The 22,700-nt window shown below is 63.3% G+C and carries 22 protein-coding genes; 11 read left to right on the top strand and 11 right to left on the bottom strand.

Translation table 11 applies throughout. The annotated features are described in order from the left end of the window. Positions 1 to 32: 32 nt before the first annotated feature. Positions 33 to 1,247: a class I SAM-dependent methyltransferase gene (locus tag P0D96_RS27135; protein WP_132373335.1), complete on the bottom strand. Its 1,215-nt coding sequence runs from the start codon at positions 1,245 to 1,247 to the stop codon at positions 33 to 35. A gap of 141 nt (positions 1,248 to 1,388) precedes the next feature. Continuing rightward, complete coding sequence (gene pdxH / locus P0D96_RS27130) at positions 1,389 to 2,030, bottom strand: pyridoxamine 5'-phosphate oxidase (RefSeq protein ID WP_132373336.1); 642 nt, start codon at positions 2,028 to 2,030, stop codon at positions 1,389 to 1,391. Between the two features lie 230 nt (positions 2,031 to 2,260). Here pdxH and tcdA point away from each other — a divergent pair, with 230 nt between their 5' ends. Then, positions 2,261 to 3,118 carry a tRNA cyclic N6-threonylcarbamoyladenosine(37) synthase TcdA gene (tcdA, locus tag P0D96_RS27125; RefSeq protein ID WP_408316414.1) on the top strand — a complete coding sequence of 286 codons (858 nt, stop codon included), beginning with the start codon at positions 2,261 to 2,263 and terminating at the stop codon, positions 3,116 to 3,118. Positions 3,119 to 3,202: 84 nt separating this feature from the next. On the opposite strand, the gene trxA is transcribed toward tcdA, so the two are convergent. After that, on the bottom strand, positions 3,203 to 4,051 hold the full coding sequence (gene trxA, locus P0D96_RS27120) for a thioredoxin (protein WP_132373338.1): 849 nt from the start codon (positions 4,049 to 4,051) through the stop codon (positions 3,203 to 3,205). Positions 4,052 to 4,142: 91 nt separating this feature from the next. Further along, the gene (locus tag P0D96_RS27115; RefSeq protein ID WP_408179832.1) at positions 4,143 to 5,018 is read right to left on the bottom strand and encodes a pirin family protein; all 876 of its coding nucleotides are present in this window, start codon (positions 5,016 to 5,018) and stop codon (positions 4,143 to 4,145) included. 189 nt (positions 5,019 to 5,207) lie between these two features. On the opposite strand from P0D96_RS27115, the gene P0D96_RS27110 reads away from it, so the two are divergent. Then, positions 5,208 to 6,110 (top strand): EamA family transporter, encoded by a 903-nt coding sequence (locus P0D96_RS27110; RefSeq protein WP_408316412.1) that lies wholly within the window; start codon positions 5,208 to 5,210, stop codon positions 6,108 to 6,110. An 86-nt stretch (positions 6,111 to 6,196) separates the two neighbouring features. Here the strand turns inward: P0D96_RS27110 and P0D96_RS27105 are convergent, their stop codons facing one another. Together P0D96_RS27105 and tsaE are read right to left on the bottom strand one after the other, a co-directional pair. Next, a complete protein-coding gene (locus P0D96_RS27105) occupies positions 6,197 to 7,777 on the bottom strand; it encodes an N-acetylmuramoyl-L-alanine amidase (RefSeq protein WP_132373341.1) in 1,581 nt (526 codons plus the stop codon). Further along, positions 7,759 to 8,349, bottom strand: a complete 591-nt coding sequence (tsaE, locus tag P0D96_RS27100; RefSeq protein WP_408316410.1) for a tRNA (adenosine(37)-N6)-threonylcarbamoyltransferase complex ATPase subunit type 1 TsaE — start codon at positions 8,347 to 8,349, stop codon at positions 7,759 to 7,761. The genes P0D96_RS27105 and tsaE overlap by 19 nt, the downstream gene beginning before the upstream one ends. Before the next feature lie 17 nt (positions 8,350 to 8,366). Between tsaE and queG the strand changes: the two genes are divergently transcribed. Genes queG through xerD form a run of 3 tightly spaced genes read left to right on the top strand, consistent with a single transcriptional unit; the run spans position 8,367 to position 11,065 of the window. Continuing rightward, positions 8,367 to 9,605 (top strand): tRNA epoxyqueuosine(34) reductase QueG, encoded by a 1,239-nt coding sequence (queG, locus tag P0D96_RS27095; RefSeq protein WP_408316408.1) that lies wholly within the window; start codon positions 8,367 to 8,369, stop codon positions 9,603 to 9,605. Between the two features lie 57 nt (positions 9,606 to 9,662). After that, the gene (locus P0D96_RS27090) at positions 9,663 to 10,133 is read left to right on the top strand and encodes a methylated-DNA--[protein]-cysteine S-methyltransferase (RefSeq protein ID WP_132373344.1); all 471 of its coding nucleotides are present in this window, start codon (positions 9,663 to 9,665) and stop codon (positions 10,131 to 10,133) included. Further along, positions 10,130 to 11,065 (top strand): site-specific tyrosine recombinase XerD, encoded by a 936-nt coding sequence (gene xerD, locus P0D96_RS27085; RefSeq protein ID WP_408316406.1) that lies wholly within the window; start codon positions 10,130 to 10,132, stop codon positions 11,063 to 11,065. Before P0D96_RS27090 ends, xerD begins: the two co-directional genes overlap by 4 nt. A gap of 25 nt (positions 11,066 to 11,090) precedes the next feature. Here the strand turns inward: xerD and P0D96_RS27080 are convergent, their stop codons facing one another. Next, complete coding sequence (locus tag P0D96_RS27080) at positions 11,091 to 12,653, bottom strand: class I adenylate-forming enzyme family protein (RefSeq protein ID WP_408316404.1); 1,563 nt, start codon at positions 12,651 to 12,653, stop codon at positions 11,091 to 11,093. 194 nt (positions 12,654 to 12,847) lie between these two features. On the opposite strand from P0D96_RS27080, the gene ybaK reads away from it, so the two are divergent. Both ybaK and plsY read left to right on the top strand, forming a co-directional pair. Continuing rightward, positions 12,848 to 13,339 (top strand): Cys-tRNA(Pro) deacylase, encoded by a 492-nt coding sequence (gene ybaK, locus P0D96_RS27075; protein WP_408316402.1) that lies wholly within the window; start codon positions 12,848 to 12,850, stop codon positions 13,337 to 13,339. A 125-nt stretch (positions 13,340 to 13,464) separates the two neighbouring features. Beyond that, complete coding sequence (gene plsY / locus P0D96_RS27070; RefSeq protein ID WP_408316400.1) at positions 13,465 to 14,109, top strand: glycerol-3-phosphate 1-O-acyltransferase PlsY; 645 nt, start codon at positions 13,465 to 13,467, stop codon at positions 14,107 to 14,109. A 119-nt stretch (positions 14,110 to 14,228) separates the two neighbouring features. Here plsY and P0D96_RS27065 read toward each other — a convergent pair whose 3' ends face one another. Then, the gene (locus P0D96_RS27065) at positions 14,229 to 14,714 is read right to left on the bottom strand and encodes a YajQ family cyclic di-GMP-binding protein (protein ID WP_007180572.1); all 486 of its coding nucleotides are present in this window, start codon (positions 14,712 to 14,714) and stop codon (positions 14,229 to 14,231) included. A 208-nt stretch (positions 14,715 to 14,922) separates the two neighbouring features. On the opposite strand from P0D96_RS27065, the gene murB reads away from it, so the two are divergent. Further along, positions 14,923 to 15,963 (top strand): UDP-N-acetylmuramate dehydrogenase, encoded by a 1,041-nt coding sequence (gene murB, locus P0D96_RS27060; protein WP_408316398.1) that lies wholly within the window; start codon positions 14,923 to 14,925, stop codon positions 15,961 to 15,963. Between the two features lie 135 nt (positions 15,964 to 16,098). Here murB and P0D96_RS27055 read toward each other — a convergent pair whose 3' ends face one another. Continuing rightward, complete coding sequence (locus P0D96_RS27055) at positions 16,099 to 17,325, bottom strand: argininosuccinate synthase (RefSeq protein WP_132373350.1); 1,227 nt, start codon at positions 17,323 to 17,325, stop codon at positions 16,099 to 16,101. Between the two features lie 250 nt (positions 17,326 to 17,575). Then, the gene (gene argF, locus P0D96_RS27050; protein ID WP_132373351.1) at positions 17,576 to 18,505 is read right to left on the bottom strand and encodes an ornithine carbamoyltransferase; all 930 of its coding nucleotides are present in this window, start codon (positions 18,503 to 18,505) and stop codon (positions 17,576 to 17,578) included. Between the two features lie 450 nt (positions 18,506 to 18,955). Between argF and P0D96_RS27045 the strand changes: the two genes are divergently transcribed. Further along, a complete protein-coding gene (locus P0D96_RS27045) occupies positions 18,956 to 19,300 on the top strand; it encodes a DUF3579 domain-containing protein (protein WP_132373352.1) in 345 nt (114 codons plus the stop codon). 202 nt (positions 19,301 to 19,502) lie between these two features. On the opposite strand, the gene rpsT is transcribed toward P0D96_RS27045, so the two are convergent. Next, on the bottom strand, positions 19,503 to 19,781 hold the full coding sequence (gene rpsT, locus P0D96_RS27040) for a 30S ribosomal protein S20 (RefSeq protein ID WP_020069158.1): 279 nt from the start codon (positions 19,779 to 19,781) through the stop codon (positions 19,503 to 19,505). Between the two features lie 515 nt (positions 19,782 to 20,296). On the opposite strand from rpsT, the gene murJ reads away from it, so the two are divergent. After that, positions 20,297 to 21,847: a murein biosynthesis integral membrane protein MurJ gene (murJ, locus tag P0D96_RS27035; protein WP_132373353.1), complete on the top strand. Its 1,551-nt coding sequence runs from the start codon at positions 20,297 to 20,299 to the stop codon at positions 21,845 to 21,847. A 5-nt stretch (positions 21,848 to 21,852) separates the two neighbouring features. Beyond that, a complete protein-coding gene (locus P0D96_RS27030) occupies positions 21,853 to 22,695 on the top strand; it encodes a SirB1 family protein (protein ID WP_132373354.1) in 843 nt (280 codons plus the stop codon). Positions 22,696 to 22,700: the final 5 nt, after the last annotated feature.

Raw genomic sequence — 22,700 nt, 5'->3', positions numbered from 1 at the left:
CCGCTTATGCACGGCGCCGCGGCGCAACCGTATCACAGCGGTTTGTCGTACATGAAGCGGCGCGACCACGGCAAGGTTTTCGCGCTGCGGCCGGCTTTGCGGCACACCACCTGGTAGATCGACACGTCGTCGTTTTCGAACGCGTAGGCGCAACCGGCGAGGTACACGCGCCAGATGCGGAATTTTTCGTCGTCGACGAGCTTGCGGGCTTCCTCCGCATGCGCTTCGAAATTCTCCGCCCAAATGTCCAGCGTGTGCGCATAGTGACGGCGCAGGCTTTCGACGTCAACCGCTTCGAGCCCGCCGCGCTGCATCGATTCGAGCGCAAGGCTGATATGCGGCAGCTCGCCGTCCGGAAACACATAGCGGTCGATGAATTCGCCGCCGCCGAGCGCGGTCTCGCCGCTGTCCGCATCGCTCGACGTAATGCCGTGATTCATGGCGATGCCGTCGTCGACCAGCAGGTCGCGGATCTTCTCGAAGTAGCCCGGCAGATTCTTGCGGCCCACGTGCTCGAACATGCCGACACTAGTGATGCGATCGAATTGCCCTTCGACGTCGCGGTAATCCTGCAGACGAATCTCGATCTGGCCTTCCAGCCCCGCCGCTTTGACGCGCGCGGTGGCGAGGTCGAACTGGTTCTGCGAGAGCGTCACGCCCACGCACTTCGCGCCGAATTTCTGCGCCGCGCGCAGGACGAGCGCGCCCCAGCCGCAGCCGATATCGAGCAGGCGCTGCCCCGGCTGCAACTGGATCTTGGTGAGGATGTGGTCGATCTTCTTGATCTGCGCGGTGGCGAGATCTTCGTTGCCGTTCTCGAAGTACGCGCACGAGTACACCATGTTCTCGTCGAGCCACAGTTTGTAGAACTCGTTCGAGACGTCGTAGTGATACTGGATCGCCTTCTTGTCCGACGCTTTCGAATGATTGAAGTAACGCCGCACGCGCGCCAGCTTGCCCGCGCTCGTGACGGTATTGCGCGCCAGCTGGTAGCCGATATTGATGATGTCCGACAGCTTGCCCTCGATGTCGATCTTGCCCTTCACGTACGCCTCGCCGAGATTGTCGAGGCTCGGTTCGAGCAGATAGGGCAGCGCCGTGGCGCTTTTGACATGTAGCGTGACCTGAGGCGCGGCGAACTGCCCGAAGTCATGTTGCTGACCGTCCCACAGCACGAGGCGTGCAGGAACGTTAGCCCTGGTTTTTACATCTTCCACCCACTGCGCCAGCTTCTTCTCCCAGAACATGTGATCTCTCCGTGTCCGTTGAATTAAAGCAAAGCCTGTGTGGATCGCAACTCAATGCGGCGCGACTCCCATGCCGCGAGATGCCATCCGGCCGCCGCGCGCTGCTGCGTTGGCAACGCGGTGGCGGCGTTGTATTCCGATTCAAGGCGATAGGCGGGAGATTTGCCAATCGCTGTGTTCGCCTGAACGCGTGTAGAGCAAACGGTCGTGCAATCGCGACGGCCGGCCCTGCCAGAATTCGATTGCTTCGGGCACCAAACGATAACCGCCCCAGTGCGGCGGACGCGGTGGCTGGTCGCCGTATTGCAGTCTGATTTCGCGTTCGCGTGTTTCGAGCTGCGAACGGCTTTCAATTAGCTGACTCTGATTCGAAGCCCACGCACCGATGCGTGAATCGAGCGGGCGCGACGCGAAATACGCGTCGCTTTCTTCCGCGCTGGTTTTGACGATGCGGCCTTCCACGCGCACCTGGCGTTCCAGTTCGATCCAGTAGAACAGCAGGCTGGCGTAGGGATTGGCGGCCAGTTCGCGTCCTTTACGGCTTTCGTAATTGGTGAAGAACACGAAGCCACGCTCGTCGACGCCCTTGATCAGCACGATGCGCGCCGACGGCCGGCCACGCGAGTCGACCGTGGCCAGCGTCATGGTATTCGGCTCGGGCAGTTTGGCGTCGACCGCTTGTTGAAACCACGTATCGAACTGACGAAACGGGTTGCGGTTGATATCGGCAACGTCCAAAGAACCCAGCGAATAGTTTTTTCGAAGTTCGGCGAGTGAGGTCATGTTCTTATGCGAACGCTACAGTTCAATCAGTATAGCTAAGGCGCTGATTTTTTGCCCGCAGCCATGTCAAGGTCTCGCGCGGTGCTTGCATGCATGCCGGCCCGCGCGTGGCCCTTCGGCGTGGGGCTGTTCGCGGCGATGCAACTCGACGCGTTCAGGCAGAATACGAGGTTACGTACGCCTTTGCGTCGCCACTTCGTGTTTTAGCCCGACCAACGAGCCCTGCCATCATGTCCAGCACCACCGCGCAATCCGATCTTACTACCAGCCTCGACGGGAAAGAAACCGCCGACCGCGCGCGGCGCTTCGGCGGCATCGCGCGTCTGTACGGCGCGCCGGCGCTCGCCGCGTTCGAAGGCGCGCACGTCGCGGTGATCGGCATCGGCGGAGTGGGGTCGTGGGTGGCGGAGGCGCTGGCGCGCAGCGCGGTCGGCAAGTTGACGCTGATCGATCTCGACAACGTCGCCGAGAGCAACACGAACCGGCAGATCCACGCGCTCGACGGCAACTACGGAAAACCGAAGGTCGAAGCCATGGCCGAACGCATCGCGGCGATCAATCCGTTTTGCGACGTGCGCTTGATCGAGGACTTCGTCGAGCCGGACAACTTCGACGCGACGCTCGGCGGCGGCTTCGATTACGTGATCGATGCGATCGACAGCGTGCGCACCAAGACCGCGTTGATCGCATGGTGCGTGGAGAAGAAACAGCCGTTGATCACAGTCGGCGGCGCGGGTGGCCAGTTGGACCCGACGCGCATTCGCATCGACGATCTCGCGCTGACGATCCAGGACCCGTTGCTGTCGAAAGTGCGCGGCCAACTGCGCAAACAGCACGGGTTTCCGCGTGGCCCGAAGGCGAAGTTCAAGGTGAGCGCGGTGTATTCCGACGAACCGTTGATCTACCCGGAAGCCGCTGTCTGCGATATCGACGAGGAAGCCGAGCACGTCACCACGTCGCCGGGCCACACGGGGCCGGTCGGTTTGAACTGTGCGGGATTTGGTTCGAGCGTATGCGTGACGGCGAGCTTCGGTTTTGCCGCGGCCGCGCATGTGTTGCGGGCGTTGGCGAAGCAGGCGACGGTTTGAAGTGATTCACCGCCACGGTAGATGCCGCGGCGCATTCAGGCGCTGCCGGGACGCCGCGCCTGAATATCGATTGAGCCAATCAGATCAGAACAACGAAGCGCTCAGCTTGCGCCGCCATTGCGATACCAGCTCCGGCTGATGCGCAGCCAGATCGAACACCGACAGCATCGTCTTGCGGCCGATATCGTCGCGGAACGTGCGGTCGCGTTGCACGATCGCGAGCAGATGTTCGAGCGCTTCCGCGTATTTGCGGCGGGCGATGAACGCGCTAGCCAGATCGAAACGCGCTTCGAGATCGGCGGGGTCGGCGGCGACCTTTGCCTCCAGTGCGTCCGTTGGCGGCAAGTCGGCTGCGGCGTCCACCGCGTCGAGGCGAGTCTTGATCGCGTTGAATCGCGCGTCGATGCCTTGCGTCGTTTTCGGCGACAGCAGATCGACTTCGTTGCGCGCTTCGTCGATACGATTGTCTTCGAGCAGCATTTCAATGCGGTCCATACGCGCTTCGTCGAAACCCGGGTCGTAGGCGAGGGCGGCTTGCAGCGCGTCGTACGCATCTTCGCGACGGCCTTCGTCCAGCGCGGTGTGCGCTTCGAGACGCGCGGCGTCCGCGCCTTGCGGCACCAGCCGCTCGAGAAACTCGCGCAACTGGCCTTCAGGCAGCACGCCGACGAACTGATCGACCGGCCGTCCGTCGGCAAAGGCCATGACGTGCGGAATGCTGCGCACCTGGAAGTGCGCGGCCAGTTCCTGGTTCTCGTCCACGTTCACCTTCACGAGCTTCCACTTGCCGGCAGCTTCGGCTTCGAGCTTTTCCAGCATCGGGCCGAGGGTCTTGCAGGGGCCGCACCAGGGCGCCCAGAAATCGACCAGCACGGGGGCCAGTGTCGACGCCGCGATGACGTCCTGTTCAAAAGTGGCCAGAGTGGTGTCCATTGCGTCCTCGTCGATAAAACGGTCTGTTGACTATTTGGGGCCGAACACTGCGGAATCAATGCTGCCCGAAGCCGCTTGCGCTCATCTGTGCTTATTTGCGCTGGGGCAGCGGAATCCATTCGGTTTCGCCCGGCACTTTGCCCATTTCCTGATTGGTCCACGCGAGCTTCGCGGCTTCGATTTTCTCGCGCGAGCTGGCGACGAAATTCCACTCGATAAAGTGCTCGCCGTCCAGTTTTTCGCCGCCGAGCAGCATGACGCGCGCGCCGTGGGTGCTCGCCAGCGTCACCGTTTCGTCGAGCGCGAGCACCGCCATCTGGCCGACTTCGAGCGGCGTGCCGTCGATCTCCAGATCGCCGTCGACGAGATAGACGCCGCGTTCCTCGTGTTCCGGTTCGAGCGCGAAGGCGCCGCCCGGCGCGAATTCGCCGGCCACATACAGCGTGCCGGAAAACGTCGCGACCGGCGAGGTTTCGCCGAACGCCGTGCCCGCGATCACCCGCAGCGTGACGCCGTTGCGCTCGACCACCGGCAGCGTTTCGGCCGCGTGATGCGCGAACGACGGCTCGATCTCTTCGTCTTCGAGCGGCAGCGCGACCCACGTCTGAATGCCGTGCATGCTCTGGCCGCTCGCGCGGTCCTCGTCCGGGGTGCGCTCGGAGTGGACGATGCCGCGCCCGGCCGTCATCCAGTTGACGTCGCCGGGGACGATTTTCTGCTCCGAGCCGAGGCTGTCGCGATGCATGATCGCGCCTTCGAACAGATACGTCACCGTGGCGAGGCCGATATGCGGATGCGGCCGCACGTCGAGGCCGACGCCGGGTTCAAGCGTGGCCGGGCCCATGTGGTCGAAGAAGATGAACGGGCCGATCAGGCGCGCCGCCATGGCCGGCAGCACGCGCCGCACGGTCAGACTGCCGACGTCGCGCAGATGCGGTTTGAGGACTGCTTTGATCGAGGAGGACATGGGCAGGCTCGGCTGGAGTGTGGGTGGGGATTTTGGCTTAATAGACGATTCTACTGCGGTGGGCGCAATGACGACGGCTCGGCGACACGTCGACGCTCCGGCAACCTCCGGGATTCCGTAGCGCGGGCCGTCACCGCGTGCTGCCGCCTCCGCTAAACTGCCGGATCGAACAATCAATTGGAGACTGGGATGTCGCCCAGGGATTTGCTGCTCGCGCTGGTCGTGGTCGTTGCGTGGGGCGTCAACTTCGTCGTGATCAAGGTGGGTCTGCATGGCGTGCCGCCGATGCTGCTCGGCGCGCTGCGCTTCATGCTCGCCGCCGTGCCGGCGGTGTTTTTCATCAAACGGCCCAACCTGCCGTGGCGCTGGCTGATCGCGTACGGCGCGACCATTTCGCTGGGGCAGTTCGCGTTTCTGTTCTCAGCCATGTATGTCGGCATGCCGGCTGGACTCGCCTCGCTGGTGTTGCAGGCGCAGGCGTTTTTCACGCTGATTTTCGCGGCGATGTTCCTGCATGAGCGGTTTCGTTTGCCGAATGTCGTGGGTTTGCTGATCGCGGCGGGCGGACTTGCCGTGATCGGCATGCAAGGCGGCCACGCCATGACGCTGGCCGGCTTTGTCCTTACCTTGTGCGCCTCGTGTTCGTGGGCGCTCGGCAACATCGTCACGAAGAAGGTCGGCCAGGTCGACCTCGTCGGACTCGTGGTGTGGGGCAGCCTGATCCCGCCGCTGCCGTTTTTCGCGCTGTCGTACGTGTTCGAGGGTCCGCAGCGGATCGTCGCCGCGCTTTCCGGCATCAGCGCGATGTCGATCTTCGCCATTGTCTATCTCGCGTTCATTGCCACGCTGATCGGCTACGGGTTGTGGAGCCGTCTGCTGTCGCGCTATCCGGCGAGTCAGGTCGCGCCGTTTTCGCTGCTGGTGCCGATTGTCGGTCTCGCATCGGCGTCGCTGTTTCTCGACGAGCAACTGTCCGCGGCGCAGATCGCCGGCGCTTTGCTGGTGATGGCAGGCTTGGCCGTGAACGTGTTCGGCGGCTGGGTCGTCCAACGGTTGTCACCCGCGCGTCGCGCGACCGGCACGTCTGAGTGAGAACAAAAACGCGGACGAGCATGAAGACGAAAAAACGGCCGCTCATCGAGCGGCCGTTCTTCATTGCATCAAAGCAGACGCGAGCATCACGTCATGCGATTCTTCGCGAGCGGTGGATTCGCCGCGAAATAGCGCTTGATGCCGGTCATGATCGCATCGGCCATCTTCTCGCGATACGCGTCGTCGTTCAGGCGGCGCTCTTCGTCCGGGTTGCTGATGAACGCGGTCTCCACGAGGATCGACGGAATGTCCGGCGCCTTCAGCACCGCGAACCCGGCCTGTTCGACCGAGCCCTTGTGCAGCTTGTTGATGCCGCCGATTTCCTTCAGCACGAAGTTGCCGTAACGCATCGAGTCGCGAATCTGCGCGGTGGTCGACATATCGAACAGCGCGCGGTTCACGGTGGCGTCGGCGGACTTGATGTTGATCCCGCCGATCTGATCCGACGAGTTCTCCTTGTTCGCCATCCAGCGCGCCGCGGCGCTCGAGGCGCCGTGCTCGGACAGCGCGAACACCGACGAACCCTTCGCGTCGGGGGTGGTGAACGCGTCGGCATGGATCGACACGAACAGGTCCGCGCCGACGCGCCGCGCCTTTTGCACGCGCACGTTCAGCGGCACGAAAAAGTCGGCGTCGCGGGTCATCATGGCGCGCATGTTCGGTTGCGCGTCGATCTTGGCGCGCAGCTTCTTCGCGATGTCGAGCGCGACATGCTTCTCGTACGTGCCCGAACCGCCGATCGCGCCCGGGTCTTCGCCGCCGTGGCCCGGATCGATCGCGACGGTCAACAGACGCACCGTGTTGCTCTTGCCGGACTTGGGATTGGTGAAGGCGTAGGTATCGTCGCTGCCGGCATCGTCCGCGCCCAGCGTGCTGGCGCTGTTGCCCTTGTTGCGGGCGATGGCCGTGGGCGGCGCCACTGGCGCAGCGGGCGTGGCGGGCTTGCCGAGGATCGGCGGAACGGGTGTGGGCGCGACATGTACCGGCGGACGCGGCACGCTCGGCGCGGACCCACTGCCGCTGTTCTGCGCGTAACGCTCGAAGAACGCCTCGCTGTTGTCGGCGGTGGGCGGCGTGGTGCCCGGACCACTCAGCGTGGCGGGCGGCGGCGCGGCGTTCTCTTCGTTCAACGTCTGCTGCTTGTGTTCCGTCTGCGCGAGCAGATCCATCAACGGATCAGGCGCGACCGCGGGATACAGGTCGAACACCAGCCGGTACTTGTACGCGCCGACCGGCGGCAGCGTGAACACCTGCGGCTTCACCGAACCCTTCAGGTCGAACACCATGCGCACCACATGCGGCTGATATTGCCCGACCCGCACCGACTGGATCTGCGGATCGTTCGGCGTGATCTTCGAGACGAGGTCTTTCAAGGCCTGGTCCAGATCGAGGCCGCTCAGGTCGACCACCAGCCGGTCCGGCCCCTGCAGCAACTGCTGGGCGTTCTGCAGCGGCTGATCGGATTCGATCGTCACGCGCGTGTAGTCGCGCGCCGGCCAGACCCGCACGCCGAGCACCGAGCTTGCCCACGCGAGACGCGGCGCGACGAGGCCGAGCACGAGCGTGGACGCACCCGCGCGCAGAATCTGGCGGCGCCGCCAGTTATGCGTTGCGGTAGCCGCCGATTCGATCGAGCGGAACGGTTTGATCAACATCTTTCGAGACATGCCTTTCCTGATTCGCTGTATGCCCGTGCGACGAGGACACGGCCGTCGCCTTCGTTCTCGCCATCATTGTCGTTGTCGAGGTCGAGCGAGAAGACAAGATCCGGCACGCCCAGGAGACGCCCCGCGCGTTGCGGCCATTCGACGAGGCAGACGGCGCCGCTGTCGAAGTACTCGCGAAAGCCCGCGTCGGCCCATTCGGCCGGATCGGTGAATCTATACAGATCGAAGTGATAGAGCGCGAGTTCCCCGACGGGCCGCTCGAGCACGTAGGGTTCGACGAGTGTGTAAGTGGGGCTGCGCACGCGGCCGGTGTGGCCGAGGCCGCGCAAAGTTGCGCGCACGAGGGTGGTTTTGCCGGCGCCGAGGTCGCCGACGAGTTGGACTTGCAGTCCGTAGAACGCCTTGTCGCCGTCGGCGCCAGGCGCGTGCCGCGCGGCCTCGCGCACGCTGTCGATCGCCTGCGCGAAGCGCTCGCCGAAGGCCATGGTGGCGGCTTCGTCCGCGAGCGCGAAGGTGCGTTCGAGCAGGACATTGGCGGGCGGTTGGATCGCGAGATCGGAATTGACAGGCATTCTCGTAAAATGGCGTGATGAACCGAAGTCCGGAGTCCCCTGTTTCCTGCACGCCTGCGTCTAACGACGATGCGCGTGCCGAGCGTCATTTCGATGAAGCGGCGCTGCACGCGCTCGCGCTAAACATCAAAACGTGGGGCCGTGAACTGGGTTTCGGAGCGATCGGCATTAGCGACACCGATCTCTCCGCCGCCGAAGCGCCGCTTGCAGCCTGGCTGGAAGCGGGTTGCCACGGCGAGATGGATTATATGGCGAAACACGGCATGAAACGCGCGCGGCCCGCCGAGCTTGTGGCCGGCACGCGACGTGTGATTACGGCGCGCATCGCTTATTTGCCCGCGCAGACATTGAGCGGAAAGGCGCACGAAAGCGCTTTGCAGGACGGTCCGCTCACGCAAGAATGGCGCGCAGCCGAGCATGCGCGGCTCGCGGACCCGTCGGCGGCGGTCGTGTCGGTCTATGCTCGCGGCCGCGATTATCACAAGGTGATGCGTAACCGTTTGCAACATCTGGCCGAGAAGATCGAGGCCGAGATCGGCGCATTCGGCTACCGCGTATTTACCGATTCGGCGCCGGTGCTGGAAGTAGAACTTGCGCAGAAGGCCGGCATCGGCTGGCGCGGCAAGCACACGTTGCTGCTGCAACGCGACGCGGGTTCGCTGTTTTTTCTCGGCGAAATCTATGTCGATGTGCCCTTGCCGACCGACGCCGAGACTTTGCCCGAGGCCGCGCCCGAAACGCCGGGCTCGCATTGCGGGAGTTGCACGCGCTGTATCGGCGCCTGTCCGACCGGCGCGATCGTCGCGCCTTACAAGGTCGATGCGCGCCTCTGTATTTCCTATCTCACGATCGAATTGAAGGGCAGTATTCCCCTGGAAATGCGGCCGCTAATCGGTAATCGTGTGTATGGCTGCGACGATTGCCAGCTCGTGTGTCCATGGAACAAGTTCGCGCAGGCCGCGCCGGTCGCCGATTTCGACGTGCGGCATGGGCTCGATCGCGCGTCGCTCGTCGAGTTGTTCGCATGGAGCGAGGACGAGTTCGATACGCGTATGCAGGGCAGCGCGATTCGCCGCATCGGCTACGAGTGCTGGCTGCGCAATCTCGCGGTGGGCATGGGCAACGCGCTGCGTGCGTCGCCTGACAGTTTGAGCCAGCTGGCGCGCGAGGCGATCGTGCGGGCGCTGAGAATGCGGGTCGATGACGCTTCCGCCGTCGTGCGCGAGCATGTGGAATGGGCTTTGGAAGCGGCGTAAAGTAGCGGCAAACTTGGCGATGCGTTGCAACGCCGCGCCAGTGAGGAGCAGGCAATCATGTTCAATGCAGTGATCGATGCGCCGTTCGGCAAGGTCGGCATCCGCCTTGAAGGCGCAGCCGTGCGCGAGATCGTCTATCTGCCGGATTCGATGCAAAACATCGAGCCCGACACGCCGTTGGCGAAACAGGCCGCCGAGCAGATCGAGCGATATTTCGAGCGCGCGTCCGCGAAGTTCGAGTTGCCGCTGGCTTCGGTCGGCACCGCGTTTCAGAAGCGTGTGTGGCAGGCGATCAGCGACATTCCGCCGGGCGTCGTGCTGACCTACGGTCAATTGGCAAGACAACTCGGCAGCGCGCCGCGCGCGGTCGGTCAGGCGTGCGGCGCCAACTACTTTCCGATTGTGATTCCATGTCATCGGGTGGTGAGTTCGAGCGGCATCGGCGGTTTCGCGAATCACGCCGAAGAGGGTTTCTTCCGCAACATCAAGCGCTGGCTGCTGGCGCATGAAGGCATTCCCTACGCATGAGCGAAACGTTGATCGACGACGCGGCCGCCGCGTCACCTCTGTTCGTCGCCAGTTCGGCGTCGATCGATGCATTCTGCGACGCGCTGTGGCTCGAACACGGCCTGTCGCGCAACACGCTCGACGCGTACCGCCGCGACCTGCGTCTCTTTTGCGCATGGCTCGCGCAGAGCCGCAAGGCTTCACTGGACACCGCGAGCGAAGCCGATCTGAACGCGTATAGCGCGGCGCGCCAGAAAGACAAATCGACATCGGCGAACCGGCGGCTCTCGGTGTTTCGCCGCTATTACGGGTGGGCCGTGCGTGAGCATCGCGCGAAGGTCGACCCGACGGTGCGCATCCGCTCGGCAAAACAGCCGCCGCGTTTTCCGTCGACGCTCAGCGAGGCGCAAGTCGAAGCGCTGCTCGGCGCGCCCGACGTCGATACGGCTTTAGGGCTGCGTGATCGCACGATGCTGGAGTTGATGTACGCGAGCGGTTTGCGCGTGACAGAGCTTGTCACGTTGAAGACGGTGGAAGTGGGCCTGAACGAAGGCGTGGTGCGCGTCATGGGCAAGGGCTCGAAGGAGCGCCTGATTCCGTTCGGCGAGGAAGCGCATAGCTGGATCGAACGCTATCTGCGCGAAGCGCGGCCGGCGTTGCTCGGCGCGCGCGCGACGGACGCGCTGTTCGTGACGAGCCGCGCCGAAGGCATGACGCGCCAGCAGTTCTGGAACATCATCAAGCGTCACGCGACGGCGGCCGGCGTGAATGCGCCTCTCTCGCCGCATACGTTGCGGCATGCGTTCGCGACGCATCTGCTCAATCACGGCGCCGACCTGCGTGTCGTGCAACTGCTGCTCGGCCACACGGATATTTCGACCACGCAGATCTACACGCACGTGGCCCGCGAACGGTTGAAGTCGCTGCATGCGCAGCATCATCCGCGAGGCTGATGCTGGGTTTGCGATTGCGCGCCCGTCAGAGAAACTCACGCAGCCGATGCTTGAGAATCTTGCCGGTCGATGCGGCCGGCAGGGCGGCGAGCACTTTGACTTCGGCCGGCCGCTTGTACGGCGCTAGACGCTCGCCGCACCAGTCGATTAATTCAACGGGTGTCACCGTCGCGCCCGCAACCAACTCGACGAACGCGACCACTTCCTCGTTACCTTCCACCGCGCGCCCGATCACCGCCGACTGCACGACCTGCGGATGCGCGTTCAGCACATGTTCGACCTCGGCCGGGTACACGTTGAAGCCCGAGCGGATGATCAACTCCTTGCTGCGCCCGACGATATGCAACGCGCCGTCCGCGTCCTGTCGCGCGAGATCGCCGGTTTTGAGCCAGCCGTCTTCGGTTACGACCGCACGTGTCTGCTCGGGGCTGCGGTAGTAGCCGAGCATCACGTTCGGACCGCGCACCCATAGCTCGCCGATTTCGCCCTTCGCGGCGTCAATGCCGTCCAGTCCGACGAAGCGCACGTCGACACCCGGAATAACGTCGCCGACGGAACAATCGCTGCGCGGCGCATCGAGCATGGTGTGCGACACGGTCGGGCTGCTCTCGGTCATGCCATAGCCGTTGTGCAGCGGCAGACCGTAGACGCTTTCCACCTGCGCTTTCAAGGCGGCGTCGAGCGGCGAGCCGCCTGAATAGGCGAAGCGCAATTGCGGCGCGGACCACGAGTGGCCGTGCGTCTGCAGATGTTCGAGCAGTTTGGCGTGCATGGCCGGCACGCCCTGGAAGATCGACACGCGTTCCTCGGCGAGGGCGCGGCGCACGGCTTCCGGCGCGAAGCGCGGCACGAGCCGCAAGGTCGCGCCTGCCTGCAGGCTGCCCAGGCACACCGACGCGAAGCCGTACACGTGCGAGATCGGCAGAACGGCATAGACGACGTCGTCCGGGCCGACTTTGCGCAAGCGGCTCGAGATCGCGGCAATGAACAGCAGATTGCGATGCGACAGCATCACGCCCTTCGGCGCACCGGTGGTGCCGGTGGTGTAGATTAGCGCGGCGCATTGGCGGTCGTTTGCGGCTTCCACGGGCTCGGCTATTGCCGCGCTGTCCACGGTGTACGACCAGGCGCCGATGTCCGGCGTGATAGCCGGCGCTGCCGTGGCTTGATGCCGCTGCGCGTGCTGCTTGGCATCGCTCGAGCTTTCTGTGGCGTAGGCGACCACGCGAGGCTGCGCGTGCGCGCGGATCGAGTCGAGTTCGGCCGCGGACAGGCGCGCGTTCGACACCAGCGCCCACGCGTCGAGTCGGGCGGTCGCGAACAGCAGCACGATCTGCACGATGCTGTTTTCCGCGACGATCATCACGCGATCGCCGCCGCGCACGCCCCATTCGCGCAGCAGCGCGGTGGCGGCGTCGACGGCCTCCAGCAGTTGCGCGCTGGTCAGGCGGCGCGCATCCTCGATCAAGGCGACGTGCTGCGGATCGCGGGCGGCGGCCAGTTCTGGAATGTCGGCGATGCGCGCGGGCAGGGCAGCCAGCAGCGCGGGAATGTCGATCGCGGAACGGGAGGATGAATCGAAGCTCAACGCTGTCTCCTTTGTCGACCGGAGTTGGCGCTTTAGCGCCTTACTCCGGTCCCATGCCTGTGTGCAAGAACAATGCGGTGCCCGGCGTACATTGCGCCGGAAGATTTTCGAACGATCGTGCCACAATCGCCGCACCCGCACAATTGACCATTCGGCAAATAGCCGTTGTGCAAAGTCGCCATTACAATGCGCCGATGAGCAAATCCAGACACGTCTCCGAAACGCCGGCCACGCAGTTTCTGCGCCGCCACGGCGTCACTTTCGGCGAACATCCTTATGATTATGTCGAGCACGGCGGCACCGGGGAATCGGCGCGCCAGCTCGGCGTGGACGAACATCACGTCGTGAAGACGCTGGTGATGGAAGACGAGCACGCCAAGCCGCTGATCGTGCTGATGCACGGCGACCGCACCGTCAGCACCAAGAACCTCGCGCGGCAGATCGGCGCGAAGCGAGTCGAACCGTGCAAGCCCGAGGTGGCGAACCGCCATTCCGGCTACCTGATCGGCGGCACCTCGCCGTTCGGCACGAAGAAACAGATGCCGGTGTACGTCGAGTCGAGCATTCTGGAGATGGGCAAGATCTGGCTGAACGGCGGCCGGCGCGGGTTTCTCGTCAGCATCGACCCCAAGGTGCTGACGGAATTGCTGGCAGCGAAGGCGGTGCAGTGCGCGAGCGTCGATTGACGTTTGCCTGAATGTTTTGCGGGCGCGCGGGTTCGGTAGAATGTGCGCCGCCTCGTTCCGAGTTGCGCGCCCTGTTGCGGTTGGGGTATCGAGTTTCAGACCGCCGATCCTTATAAGAGTCCCAGATGCAAAACCTGATCGTTGCTGTGGTTGCCTACCTGATCGGTTCGGTGTCGTTCGCCGTGGTCGTGAGCGCCGCAATGGGCCTCGACGACCCGCGCTCGTACGGCTCGGGCAACCCGGGCGCCACCAACGTGCTGCGCAGCGGCAGCAAGAAGGCCGCGATTCTCACGCTGATCGGCGACGCATTCAAGGGCTGGCTGCCGGTGTGGTTCGTCGTGCACTACGGCGCGGGCTACGGGCTCGACGAGACGTCGGTGGCGATTGCGTCGGTCGCCGTGTTTCTCGGCCACCTCTACCCGGTTTTCTTCCGCTTCAAGGGCGGCAAGGGCGTGGCGACCGCGGCGGGCGTTCTGCTCGCGATCAACCCGATTCTCGGCGTGGCGACCTTGCTGACGTGGCTGATCGTGGCGTTCTTCACGCGCTATTCGTCGCTGGCGGCATTGGCCGCGGCGGTGTTCGCGCCGATCTTCGACGGTTTCCTGTTCGGGCCGCATGTCATCGCGCTGGCGATCGTCGTGATGAGTTCGCTGCTGGTGTGGCGCCATCGCGGCAACATCGCCAAGCTGATGCGCGGGCAGGAAAGCCGCATTGGGGATAAGAAGAAGGCGGATGCGGCGGCGAAGGCGGCGGGTGGCAGCGATCTTTGAGTTGTGGTGCTTTAGCGCTTCCAGTGTGCGGTGCGCCAGTCCGCCCGTCATGCGTGGTGCCGCCCGCCGTGTGCTCGGATCGCCGCGCGCGCGTTTGACGGGAGCGCGCGCCCGGTAGATCAGTCGCGGAAGTTGTTGAAGTCGAGCGGCGTGTCCGTCACGTCTTTGCGCAGCATGGCGATCACGCTTTGCAGGTCGTCGCGCTTGCCGCCGGTGATGCGCACCGCGTCGCCCTGAATGCTCGCCTGGACTTTGATCTTGCTGTCCTTCACGAGGCGCACGATTTTCTTCGACAGATCGCCCGACACGCCTTTCTTGATCTTGATGACCTGCTTGACCTTGTCGCCGCCGATCTTCTCGATCTTGCCGTAGTCGAGAAAGCGCACGTCCACGTTGCGCTTGGCCATTTTCGACAGCAGCACGTCTTTCACCTGGCCGAGTTTGAAATCATCGTCCGCGTAGGCCGTGATCTCGTTTTCCTTGTGTTCCACCCGCGCGTCCGACCCTTTGAAGTCGAAGCGCGTTGAAATTTCCTTGTTGGACTGCTCGATCGCGTTCTTGACTTCGATCATGTTCGCTTCGCAGACGACGTCAAACGATGGCATTTTTTTCTCCCAATAGTGCTGCGGTGCGTGACGCAACCGGGCGGCTGCTCACGGGGCACTCGCTATAATCACGGACCGGACGTCATTTTACCGACGCCGCTCCCTTTTGCCCAAGGCCGCCGCGCATTGTCGCCCGGCCGGGGCCCGAAGCCGGTTTCGTCGGCTGCTTTATTCGTTGTCTCATTGGTCGTTCACTGTTCTCATTCCGATGTCTCAATCCGACTCCGCCGCGTTCATTGCCGGTTATCCGCTGAAGGCGCACAACACCTTCGGCTTCGACGTTCGTGCGCAGTTTGCGTGCCGCATCGAGCGTGAAGAGCAACTGATGGCCGCGGTGCGCGACCCGCGCGCCGCCGGCCTGCGGCGGCTCGTGCTGGGCGGCGGCAGCAATGTCGTGCTGACCGGCGACTTTGGCGGTGTGGTGCTGCTGATCGCGCTGCAAGGCCGCCGCGTCGTGCGCGAGGACGATGACGCATGGTACGTCGAGGCGGCCGGCGGCGAGCCGTGGCATGAGTTCGTCGGCTGGACTTTGTCGCAAGGATTGCCCGGGCTCGAAAATCTCGCGTTGATTCCGGGGACGGTGGGCGCGGCGCCGATTCAGAACATCGGCGCGTACGGGTTGGAGATGTGCGAGCGCTTCGCGTCGCTGCGGGCCGTGGAGCTGGCTTCCGGTGACGTGATCGAAATGGATGCGCAGGCGTGCCGCTTCGGCTATCGCGACAGTTTTTTCAAGCGGGAAGGGCGCGACCGGTTCGTGATTATGTCGGTGACGTTCCGTTTGCCGAAGGTGTGGCAGCCGCGTGCCGGCTACGCGGATCTCGCTCGCGAACTGGCCGCCAACGGCCATGCCGAGACGCCGCCGACCGCGCAGGCCATTTTCGATGCGGTGGTGGCAGTGCGGCGCGCCAAGCTGCCTGATCCGCTGGAGCTCGGCAATGCCGGCAGCTTCTTCAAGAATCCGGTGATCGACGCGGCGCAGTTCGACGCGCTGAAGGCCAGGGAGCCGGACGTCGTGTCGTACGCTCAGCCGGATGGGCGGGTGAAACTTGCCGCGGGCTGGCTGATCGATCGATGCGGCTGGAAAGGCCGCGCAATGGGCGCAGCGGCGGTGCATGAGCGGCAGGCGCTGGTGCTGGTCAATCGCGGCGGCGCGAGCGGGGCGGAAGTGCTGGCGCTTGCGAAAGCGATTCAGCGCGATGTGCTGGAGCGGTTTGGGGTCGAGCTGGAGGCGGAGCCAGTTTGTTTGTGACGATTGGCTGATGATAAAAAAGGCGCCGGGAGTTTCCTCCCGGCGCCTTTTTTGCATCTGCGTTTTGGCTTCAGCCGAGCCTCGCGGCGCTTAACTTCGCTTGCGCGAAGTTAGCCTTCACCAAAACGCCCGCCGTCAACCGCGCTGACGACGCGCATTCTCCGCAATCCGCATACGCAGCGCGTTCAGCTTGATGAACCCGCCAGCGTCGGCCTGGTTGTAAGCGCCGCCGTCGTCGTCGAACGTGGCGATGGTCTTGTCGAACAGCGTTTCCTTCGAATCGCGCGCGACCACCGACACGCTGCCCTTGTACAGCTTCACACGCACCCAGCCGTTGACCTTCTCTTGCGTATGGTCGATCAGCACCTGAATCGCGCGTCGCTCCGGGCTCCACCAGTAGCCGTTATAAATCAGCGACGCGTAACGAGCCATCAGGTCGTCTTTCAGGTGAGCGACTTCACGGTCGAGCGTGATCGACTCGATGCCGCGGTGCGCCTTCAGCATGATCGTGCCGCCCGGCGTTTCATAGCAGCCGCGCGACTTCATGCCGACATAACGGTTTTCCACCAGATCCAGACGGCCGATGCCGTGCTTGCCGCCCAAACGGTTCAGTTCGGTGAGCATTTCCGCAGCCGACAGACGTTTGCCGTTGATCGCAACCGGATCGCCGTGCTCGTATTCGATGTCGATGTATTCAGCCTGGTCCGGCGCCTGTTCCGGCGACACGGTCCAACGCCACATATCGGCTTCGGCTTCCGCCTTCGGGTCTTCCAGGTGACGGCCTTCGAACGAGATGTGCAGCAGGTTCGCGTCCATCGAATACGGCGCGCCGCCTTGCTTGTGCTTCATTTCGATCGGAATGCCGGCCTTTTCCGCGTACGCGAGCAGTTTTTCGCGCGACAGCAGGTCCCATTCACGCCACGGTGCGATCACCTTGATGCCCGGTTCCAGCGCGTAGTAACCGAGTTCGAAGCGAACCTGGTCGTTGCCCTTGCCGGTTGCGCCGTGCGACACCGCCTGTGCGCCGCTGGCGCGGGCGATTTCGATCTGACGCTTGGCGATCAGCGGACGCGCGATCGACGTGCCCAGCAGGTACTCGCCTTCATAGATCGTATTGGCGCGGAACATCGGGAACACGAAGTCACGCACGAATTCTTCGCGCAGGTCTTCGATAAAGATGTTGTCCTGCTTGATGCCGAGTTGCAGGGCTTTCTTGCGCGCCGGTTCCAGCTCTTCGCCCTGGCCGATGTCGGCCGTGAACGTGACGACTTCGGCGTCGTAATTGTCCTGCAACCACTTCAGGATGACGGAGGTGTCGAGGCCGCCCGAATAGGCGAGCACGACTTTCTTGATATCGCTCATGGTGAACTCGTAGCTGGAGAAAGCGGGAAAACAAGGCGCGCCGGCGGTCCCGGAGCGCGGAAAACCACTATTTTGACACTAAACCGCAGCGTGCCCGCGTTTTTGGGGCAGTGCGGTATTCAAGCCGGGTCCGCTTATCGCCTCGGACGCCGGCTCGATGCGTGGCGCTAAACGTGGATGCCTTGCCTCGTATTCAAGGCCCCGTCGCGCTTCACGCAGATGCTGCTCAACGTGCCGGCCAGCGGCTCGCTCAGTGATTCAGCTTGCCGAGCAGCAGGTATTCCATCAAGGCCTTTTGGACGTGCAGACGATTTTCCGCCTCGTCCCACACGACGCTTTGCGGGCCGTCGATCACTTCCGCGCTGACTTCCTCGCCGCGGTGGGCGGGCAGGCAGTGCATGAAGAGCGCATCGGCATTGGCGCGCGCCATCATGTCGGCGTCGACGCACCAGTCGGCGAAGGCTTTCTTACGCGCTTCGTTTTCGGCTTCGAAGCCCATGCTGGTCCAGACGTCGGTGGTCACGAGGTCGGCGCCGGAGCAGGCCTCGTTCGGATCGTCGAATTCTTCGTAGAACGGCGCGCTTTCGGCGGCGACCATGGCGCGGTCGAGCTTGTAGCCCGGCGGCGTGGACAGGCGCAGCTTGAAGCCGAGAATCTGCGCGGCTTCGATCCACGTGTACAGCATGTTGTTGGCGTCGCCGACCCACGCGACCGTCTTGCCGCGAATCGGTCCGCGATGCTCGAAGTACGTGAAGATGTCCGCCAGCACCTGGCACGGGTGATATTCGTTGGTCAGCCCGTTGATCACCGGCACACGCGAGTTCTCGGAAAAGCGCTGGAGTATGTCCTGGCCGAACGTGCGGATCATGATGATGTCGACCATGCGCGAGATCACTTGCGCTGCGTCTTCGATCGGTTCGCCGCGACCGAGCTGCGTGTCACGCGTGCTCATGAAAACGGCGTGGCCGCCCAACTGGAAGATGCCGGCTTCGAACGACAGTCGCGTGCGTGTCGAATTCTTTTCGAAGATCATCGCCAGCGTGCGATCGTGCAACGGATGGTAGGTCTCGTAGTTCTTGAATTTGCGTTTCAGAATGCGCGCGCGTTCCAGCACGTACTCGTAGTCTTCCAGCGAGAAATCCTTGAACTGCAGGTAGTGGCGAATTTTCTTGGCGGTCATGAAACAAATACGGCGGTCTCACCCGGCAGGATTGCCGGACGGCGCCGCCGTCGTTTGTGGTAACTCAAAGCAGCATAAAGGATTTCGCCCGGTTTGACGAGTCGGCCAAAAGGCCGGGAAAGCTGTCTGAAAGCCTTGTGGAACGCTCCTGGAACCGTTGCATATGTCTTGTGTGCGCTGCGGAAAAAGGTCCGCTGCGCTATAATCTACGGGTTATCCCAAAGCCCAGCAGGCCGGTATTCCGCTTGTGGGACACGGCTCGCGCGGTTCGGAACAACCTGCTTGCGGTGCGCCGTCATGACGAGCGACAAGGTGGCTTGGCCGGCTCTTCGCGGTTTCTGGCGATGCGGCTCGCCATCGTGGCACGGTCGGCGAGTCCCAGGCAATTCAGAGCCGTTTCGTCGTCCGCTTTGCCGTCATCCCGCTGGGCAGTCACACAGGTATTCCTACATGGCCGAAGCAGCTCCAACCGAATATTTCATTCAGGGCATCACGTCGACGGGAAAAAAGTTTCGGCCGAGCGACTGGTCGGAGCGTCTCGCAGGCGTCATGGCCTGTTTCGGCCCCGGCGCAAGGAAGGGGCCGAACGCCTATTTGCAGTACTCGCTGTATGTCCGGCCGACCATGATCGGCGACCTCAAGTGCGTGATTCTCGATTCGCGCTTGCGCGACATCGAGCCCATGGCTTTCGACTTCGTCCTTAACTTCGCGAAAGACAACGACTTGGTCGTGACCGAGGCGTGCGAGTTGCAACTTGAGCACGCCGCGCCGCAAGAGAAAAGACACGTGATCTAGCGCGAACCTGCTTGATTGGCGAAGGCAAAAAGTAAAAAACCCGCTGGCAGCGGGTTTTTTTATGGGCAGTCCGTTAGTCATGCGCGCGACGAATTGCGCGAGACAGTGCGGATCTGTCGGTCCGAAGCAAAAAAGCCCGCCGAGGCGGGCTTTTCTGTGCAGCGGAAACAGGAGGTAGCCCACCGAAGCGGGCTGACCGGAATTACTGCGCTGCGGACGCTTGCAGACCCTTGATGGCTGCAGCGAGACGGCTCTTATGGCGAGCAGCCTTGTTCTTGTGAACGATTTTCTTGTCGGCGATGATGTCGATGGTCTTCGACGATGCCTGGAAGATCTCAGCGGCCTTGGCCTTGTCGCCGGCGTCGATCGCCTTGCGGACAGCCTTGATAGCCGTGCGGAACTTCGAGCGCAGTGCCGAGTTGTGCGAGTTTGCCTTGGCGGCCTGGCGGGCGCGCTTGCGTGCTTGTGCGGAGTTAGCCATGACGGTTCCTTATCCTGTTCCTGTTTCCAGTACCTGACCTTCAAGTGGTGAGGTGCTGCTTTTAGATCGAACTCTTGGAAGCGATTGCCCAAGAGCGCAAAAGTGTCGAAAAAAATCGATCGGACTACGCGAAGGCAGGCCTGTGTTTTCGGGGTGCGCGAGGGTCTTGGCAGGCGCTGTGGCGCCGCTCCAAACCCCGTCCGAAAGTTGAGCGAGCTTCGAAACCGGCGATTATAGCAACAAAATCAGGCACGTGGCAACGGGAAAGCGCTATGACGCTGCGCCGCCGTGTTGCGTAAAGACCTGCGCCCAGTCGGCGGCGCATCGGGCGCGAGCGTGTCGCCCCCGGGGCACAAGGCGGGCGCGGGGCGAGTCCAGCGGTCCCAGGACGGCGCGGCCGGGCCACAAAAAACGCGCCGATCCATTCATCGGATCGAACGTCCGCGCGGCAAATCGGTCCGAATCGCGTTCCGGCTCGTCGTCCGCACTCGCGGCACCCGTATAATAAGCGCCCCATGAATCTATTCCGAGCCCTGCTGACGGTCAGCGGCTTCACGCTGCTGTCGCGCGTGACCGGACTGGCCCGCGAAACGCTGATCGCACGCGCGTTCGGTGCCAGTCAATACACTGACGCGTTCTACGTCGCCTTCCGCATTCCGAACCTGCTGCGCCGTATCTCCGCCGAGGGCGCGTTCTCGCAGGCCTTCGTGCCGATCCTCGCCGAGTTCAAGAACCAGCAGGGCCACGACGCCACCAAAGCGCTGGTCGACGCCACGTCGACGGTGCTCGCCTGGGCGCTCGCAATCCTCTCGCTGATCGGCGTGGTGGGCGCGTCGGGCGTCGTGTTCATCGTCGCCTCGGGCCTTGCGCATGAAGGTCAGGCGTACGCCCTCGCGGTCACCATGACGCGCATCATGTTCCCGTACATCATTTTCATTTCGCTGACGTCGCTGGCGTCGGGCGTGCTGAACACGTACAAGAACTTCTCGCTACCCGCGTTCGCGCCGGTTCTGCTGAACGTCGCGTTCATCGTCGCGGCGGTGTTCGTCGCGCCGCGTCTGCAAACGCCGGTTTATGCGCTTGCATGGGCGGTGATCGCCGGCGGCGTGCTGCAATTCATCGTGCAGCTGCCGGGGCTGAAGAAGATCGACATGATTCCGCGCATCGGCCTGAATCCGGTGAAGGCGCTCGCGCATCGCGGCGTCAAGCGCGTGCTGTCCAAGATGGTGCCCGCGATGTTCGCCGTCTCGGTCGCGCAGATCAGCCTGATCATCAACACGAATATCGCGTCGCGCATCGGGCCGGGCGCCGTGTCGTGGATCAACTACGCCGACCGGCTGATGGAGTTTCCGACCGCGCTGCTGGGCGTCGCGCTCGGCACGATCCTGCTGCCGAGCCTCTCCAAGGCGCACGTCGATGCCGATCCGCACGAATACTCGTCGCTGCTCGACTGGGGCTTGCGCGTCACCTTCCTGCTGGCCGCGCCGAGCGCCGTCGCGCTATTTTTCTTCGCGCAGCCGCTGACCGCCACACTGTTCCACTACGGCAAGTTCGACGGCAATTCGGTGGTGATGGTCTCCCGCGCGCTGTCGGCGTATGGCGTCGGCCTGATCGGCCTGATCCTCATCAAGATCCTCGCGCCGGGTTTCTACGCGAAGCAGGACATCAAGACGCCGGTGAAGATCGGGGTCGGCGTGCTGATCCTCACGCAGTTGAGCAACTATCTGTTCGTGCCGATTTTCGCGCATGCGGGCTTGACGCTGAGCGTCGGGCTCGGCGCTTGCGGTAATGCGCTGCTGCTGTTTCTCGGTCTGCGCAAGCGCGGCATCTATACGCCGTCGAGCGGCTGGCTCAAATTCTTCGTGCAGTTGTTCGGCGCCTGTCTGGTGCTGGCCGGCACGATGCACTGGCTGGCCATCAGCTTCGACTGGATCGGCATGCATAGCCGCCCGGTCGACCGCATGGTGTTGCTCGCAGCGTGCCTCGTTCTGTTCGCCGCGCTATATTTCGGTATGCTTTGGCTGATGGGCTTCAAGTACGCGTATTTCAAAAGGCGAGTGAAGTGATCACGATGACGCGAGTTCTCGACTATTTCAGCACGCTCGTCGCCGAAGACGACAGTCTTCCGCTGACCGAGGCGGCGCTCTCGCTCGCGCAGGACGCCTATCCCGATCTCGATCTGCAAGGCACGCTCGCCGAGATCGACGAACTGGTGGTGCGCCTGCAGCGTCGCATGCCGGACGATGCCGACATCAAGCAGAAGGTCGGCATTCTGAACCGGTTCTTCTTTCGAGAGCTGGGCTTCGCCAGCAATCTCAACGACTATTACGACCCCGACAACAGCCATCTGAACGCGGTGCTCAAGCGCCGCCGCGGCATTCCGATTTCGCTGGCGGTGCTGTATCTGGAAATGGCCGAACAGATCGGCGTTCCAGCGCGCGGCGTGTCGTTTCCCGGCCACTTCCTTTTGCGCGTGACGACGCCCGACGGCGACGTCATGCTCGATCCGACCAGCGGACACTCGCTGTCCGAATCGGAGATGGTGGAGATGCTGGAGCCGTATGTGGCGTCGGCGGGCGAATCGGTGAGCAGGGCGCTGCGCATGCTGCTGCAACCGGCCACGCGCCGCGAGATCATCGCGCGAATGCTGCGCAATCTGAAGTCCACGTATCTTCAGACGGAACGTTGGCAGCGTCTGCTGGCGGTGCAGCAGCGTCTCGTGATCCTGCTGCCGGAGAGTATCGAGGAAGTGCGCGATCGTGGCTTCGCTTATGCGCGGCTCGATTACCTGCGGCCCGCGCTCGAAGATCTCGAGCGCTATCTCGGCGACCGGCCGGATGCCGAGGACGCGACCGTGGTGGAGTCGCAATTGCACGAACTGCGTCAGCGCACACAGCACGACGACCGCGAGTAAACGAG

The sequence above is a fragment of the Paraburkholderia sp. RL17-347-BIC-D genome (genome assembly GCF_046027915.1).
Taxonomy (GTDB): domain Bacteria; phylum Pseudomonadota; class Gammaproteobacteria; order Burkholderiales; family Burkholderiaceae; genus Paraburkholderia.
The sequence above is the reverse complement of the archived record's forward strand: the minus strand, read 5'-3'. Positions and strand labels throughout refer to the sequence as shown.

Excerpts from the sequence above, each read along its gene's own strand:
- P0D96_RS27135 (WP_132373335.1), bottom strand. The coding sequence starts at position 1,247 with ATGTTCTGGGAGAAGAAGCTGGCGCAGTGGGTGGAAGATGTAAAAACC.
- pdxH (WP_132373336.1), bottom strand. The coding sequence starts at position 2,030 with ATGACCTCACTCGCCGAACTTCGAAAAAACTATTCGCTGGGTTCTTTG.
- tcdA (WP_408316414.1), top strand. The coding sequence starts at position 2,261 with ATGTCCAGCACCACCGCGCAATCCGATCTTACTACCAGCCTCGACGGG.
- trxA (WP_132373338.1), bottom strand. The coding sequence starts at position 4,051 with ATGGACACCACTCTGGCCACTTTTGAACAGGACGTCATCGCGGCGTCG.
- P0D96_RS27115 (WP_408179832.1), bottom strand. The coding sequence starts at position 5,018 with ATGTCCTCCTCGATCAAAGCAGTCCTCAAACCGCATCTGCGCGACGTC.
- P0D96_RS27110 (WP_408316412.1), top strand. The coding sequence starts at position 5,208 with ATGTCGCCCAGGGATTTGCTGCTCGCGCTGGTCGTGGTCGTTGCGTGG.
- P0D96_RS27105 (WP_132373341.1), bottom strand. The coding sequence starts at position 7,777 with ATGTCTCGAAAGATGTTGATCAAACCGTTCCGCTCGATCGAATCGGCG.
- tsaE (WP_408316410.1), bottom strand. The coding sequence starts at position 8,349 with ATGCCTGTCAATTCCGATCTCGCGATCCAACCGCCCGCCAATGTCCTG.
- queG (WP_408316408.1), top strand. The coding sequence starts at position 8,367 with ATGAACCGAAGTCCGGAGTCCCCTGTTTCCTGCACGCCTGCGTCTAAC.
- P0D96_RS27090 (WP_132373344.1), top strand. The coding sequence starts at position 9,663 with ATGTTCAATGCAGTGATCGATGCGCCGTTCGGCAAGGTCGGCATCCGC.
- xerD (WP_408316406.1), top strand. The coding sequence starts at position 10,130 with ATGAGCGAAACGTTGATCGACGACGCGGCCGCCGCGTCACCTCTGTTC.
- ybaK (WP_408316402.1), top strand. The coding sequence starts at position 12,848 with ATGAGCAAATCCAGACACGTCTCCGAAACGCCGGCCACGCAGTTTCTG.
- plsY (WP_408316400.1), top strand. The coding sequence starts at position 13,465 with ATGCAAAACCTGATCGTTGCTGTGGTTGCCTACCTGATCGGTTCGGTG.
- P0D96_RS27065 (WP_007180572.1), bottom strand. The coding sequence starts at position 14,714 with ATGCCATCGTTTGACGTCGTCTGCGAAGCGAACATGATCGAAGTCAAG.
- murB (WP_408316398.1), top strand. The coding sequence starts at position 14,923 with ATGTCTCAATCCGACTCCGCCGCGTTCATTGCCGGTTATCCGCTGAAG.
- P0D96_RS27055 (WP_132373350.1), bottom strand. The coding sequence starts at position 17,325 with ATGAGCGATATCAAGAAAGTCGTGCTCGCCTATTCGGGCGGCCTCGAC.
- argF (WP_132373351.1), bottom strand. The coding sequence starts at position 18,505 with ATGACCGCCAAGAAAATTCGCCACTACCTGCAGTTCAAGGATTTCTCG.
- P0D96_RS27045 (WP_132373352.1), top strand. The coding sequence starts at position 18,956 with ATGGCCGAAGCAGCTCCAACCGAATATTTCATTCAGGGCATCACGTCG.
- rpsT (WP_020069158.1), bottom strand. The coding sequence starts at position 19,781 with ATGGCTAACTCCGCACAAGCACGCAAGCGCGCCCGCCAGGCCGCCAAG.
- murJ (WP_132373353.1), top strand. The coding sequence starts at position 20,297 with ATGAATCTATTCCGAGCCCTGCTGACGGTCAGCGGCTTCACGCTGCTG.
- P0D96_RS27030 (WP_132373354.1), top strand. The coding sequence starts at position 21,853 with ATGACGCGAGTTCTCGACTATTTCAGCACGCTCGTCGCCGAAGACGAC.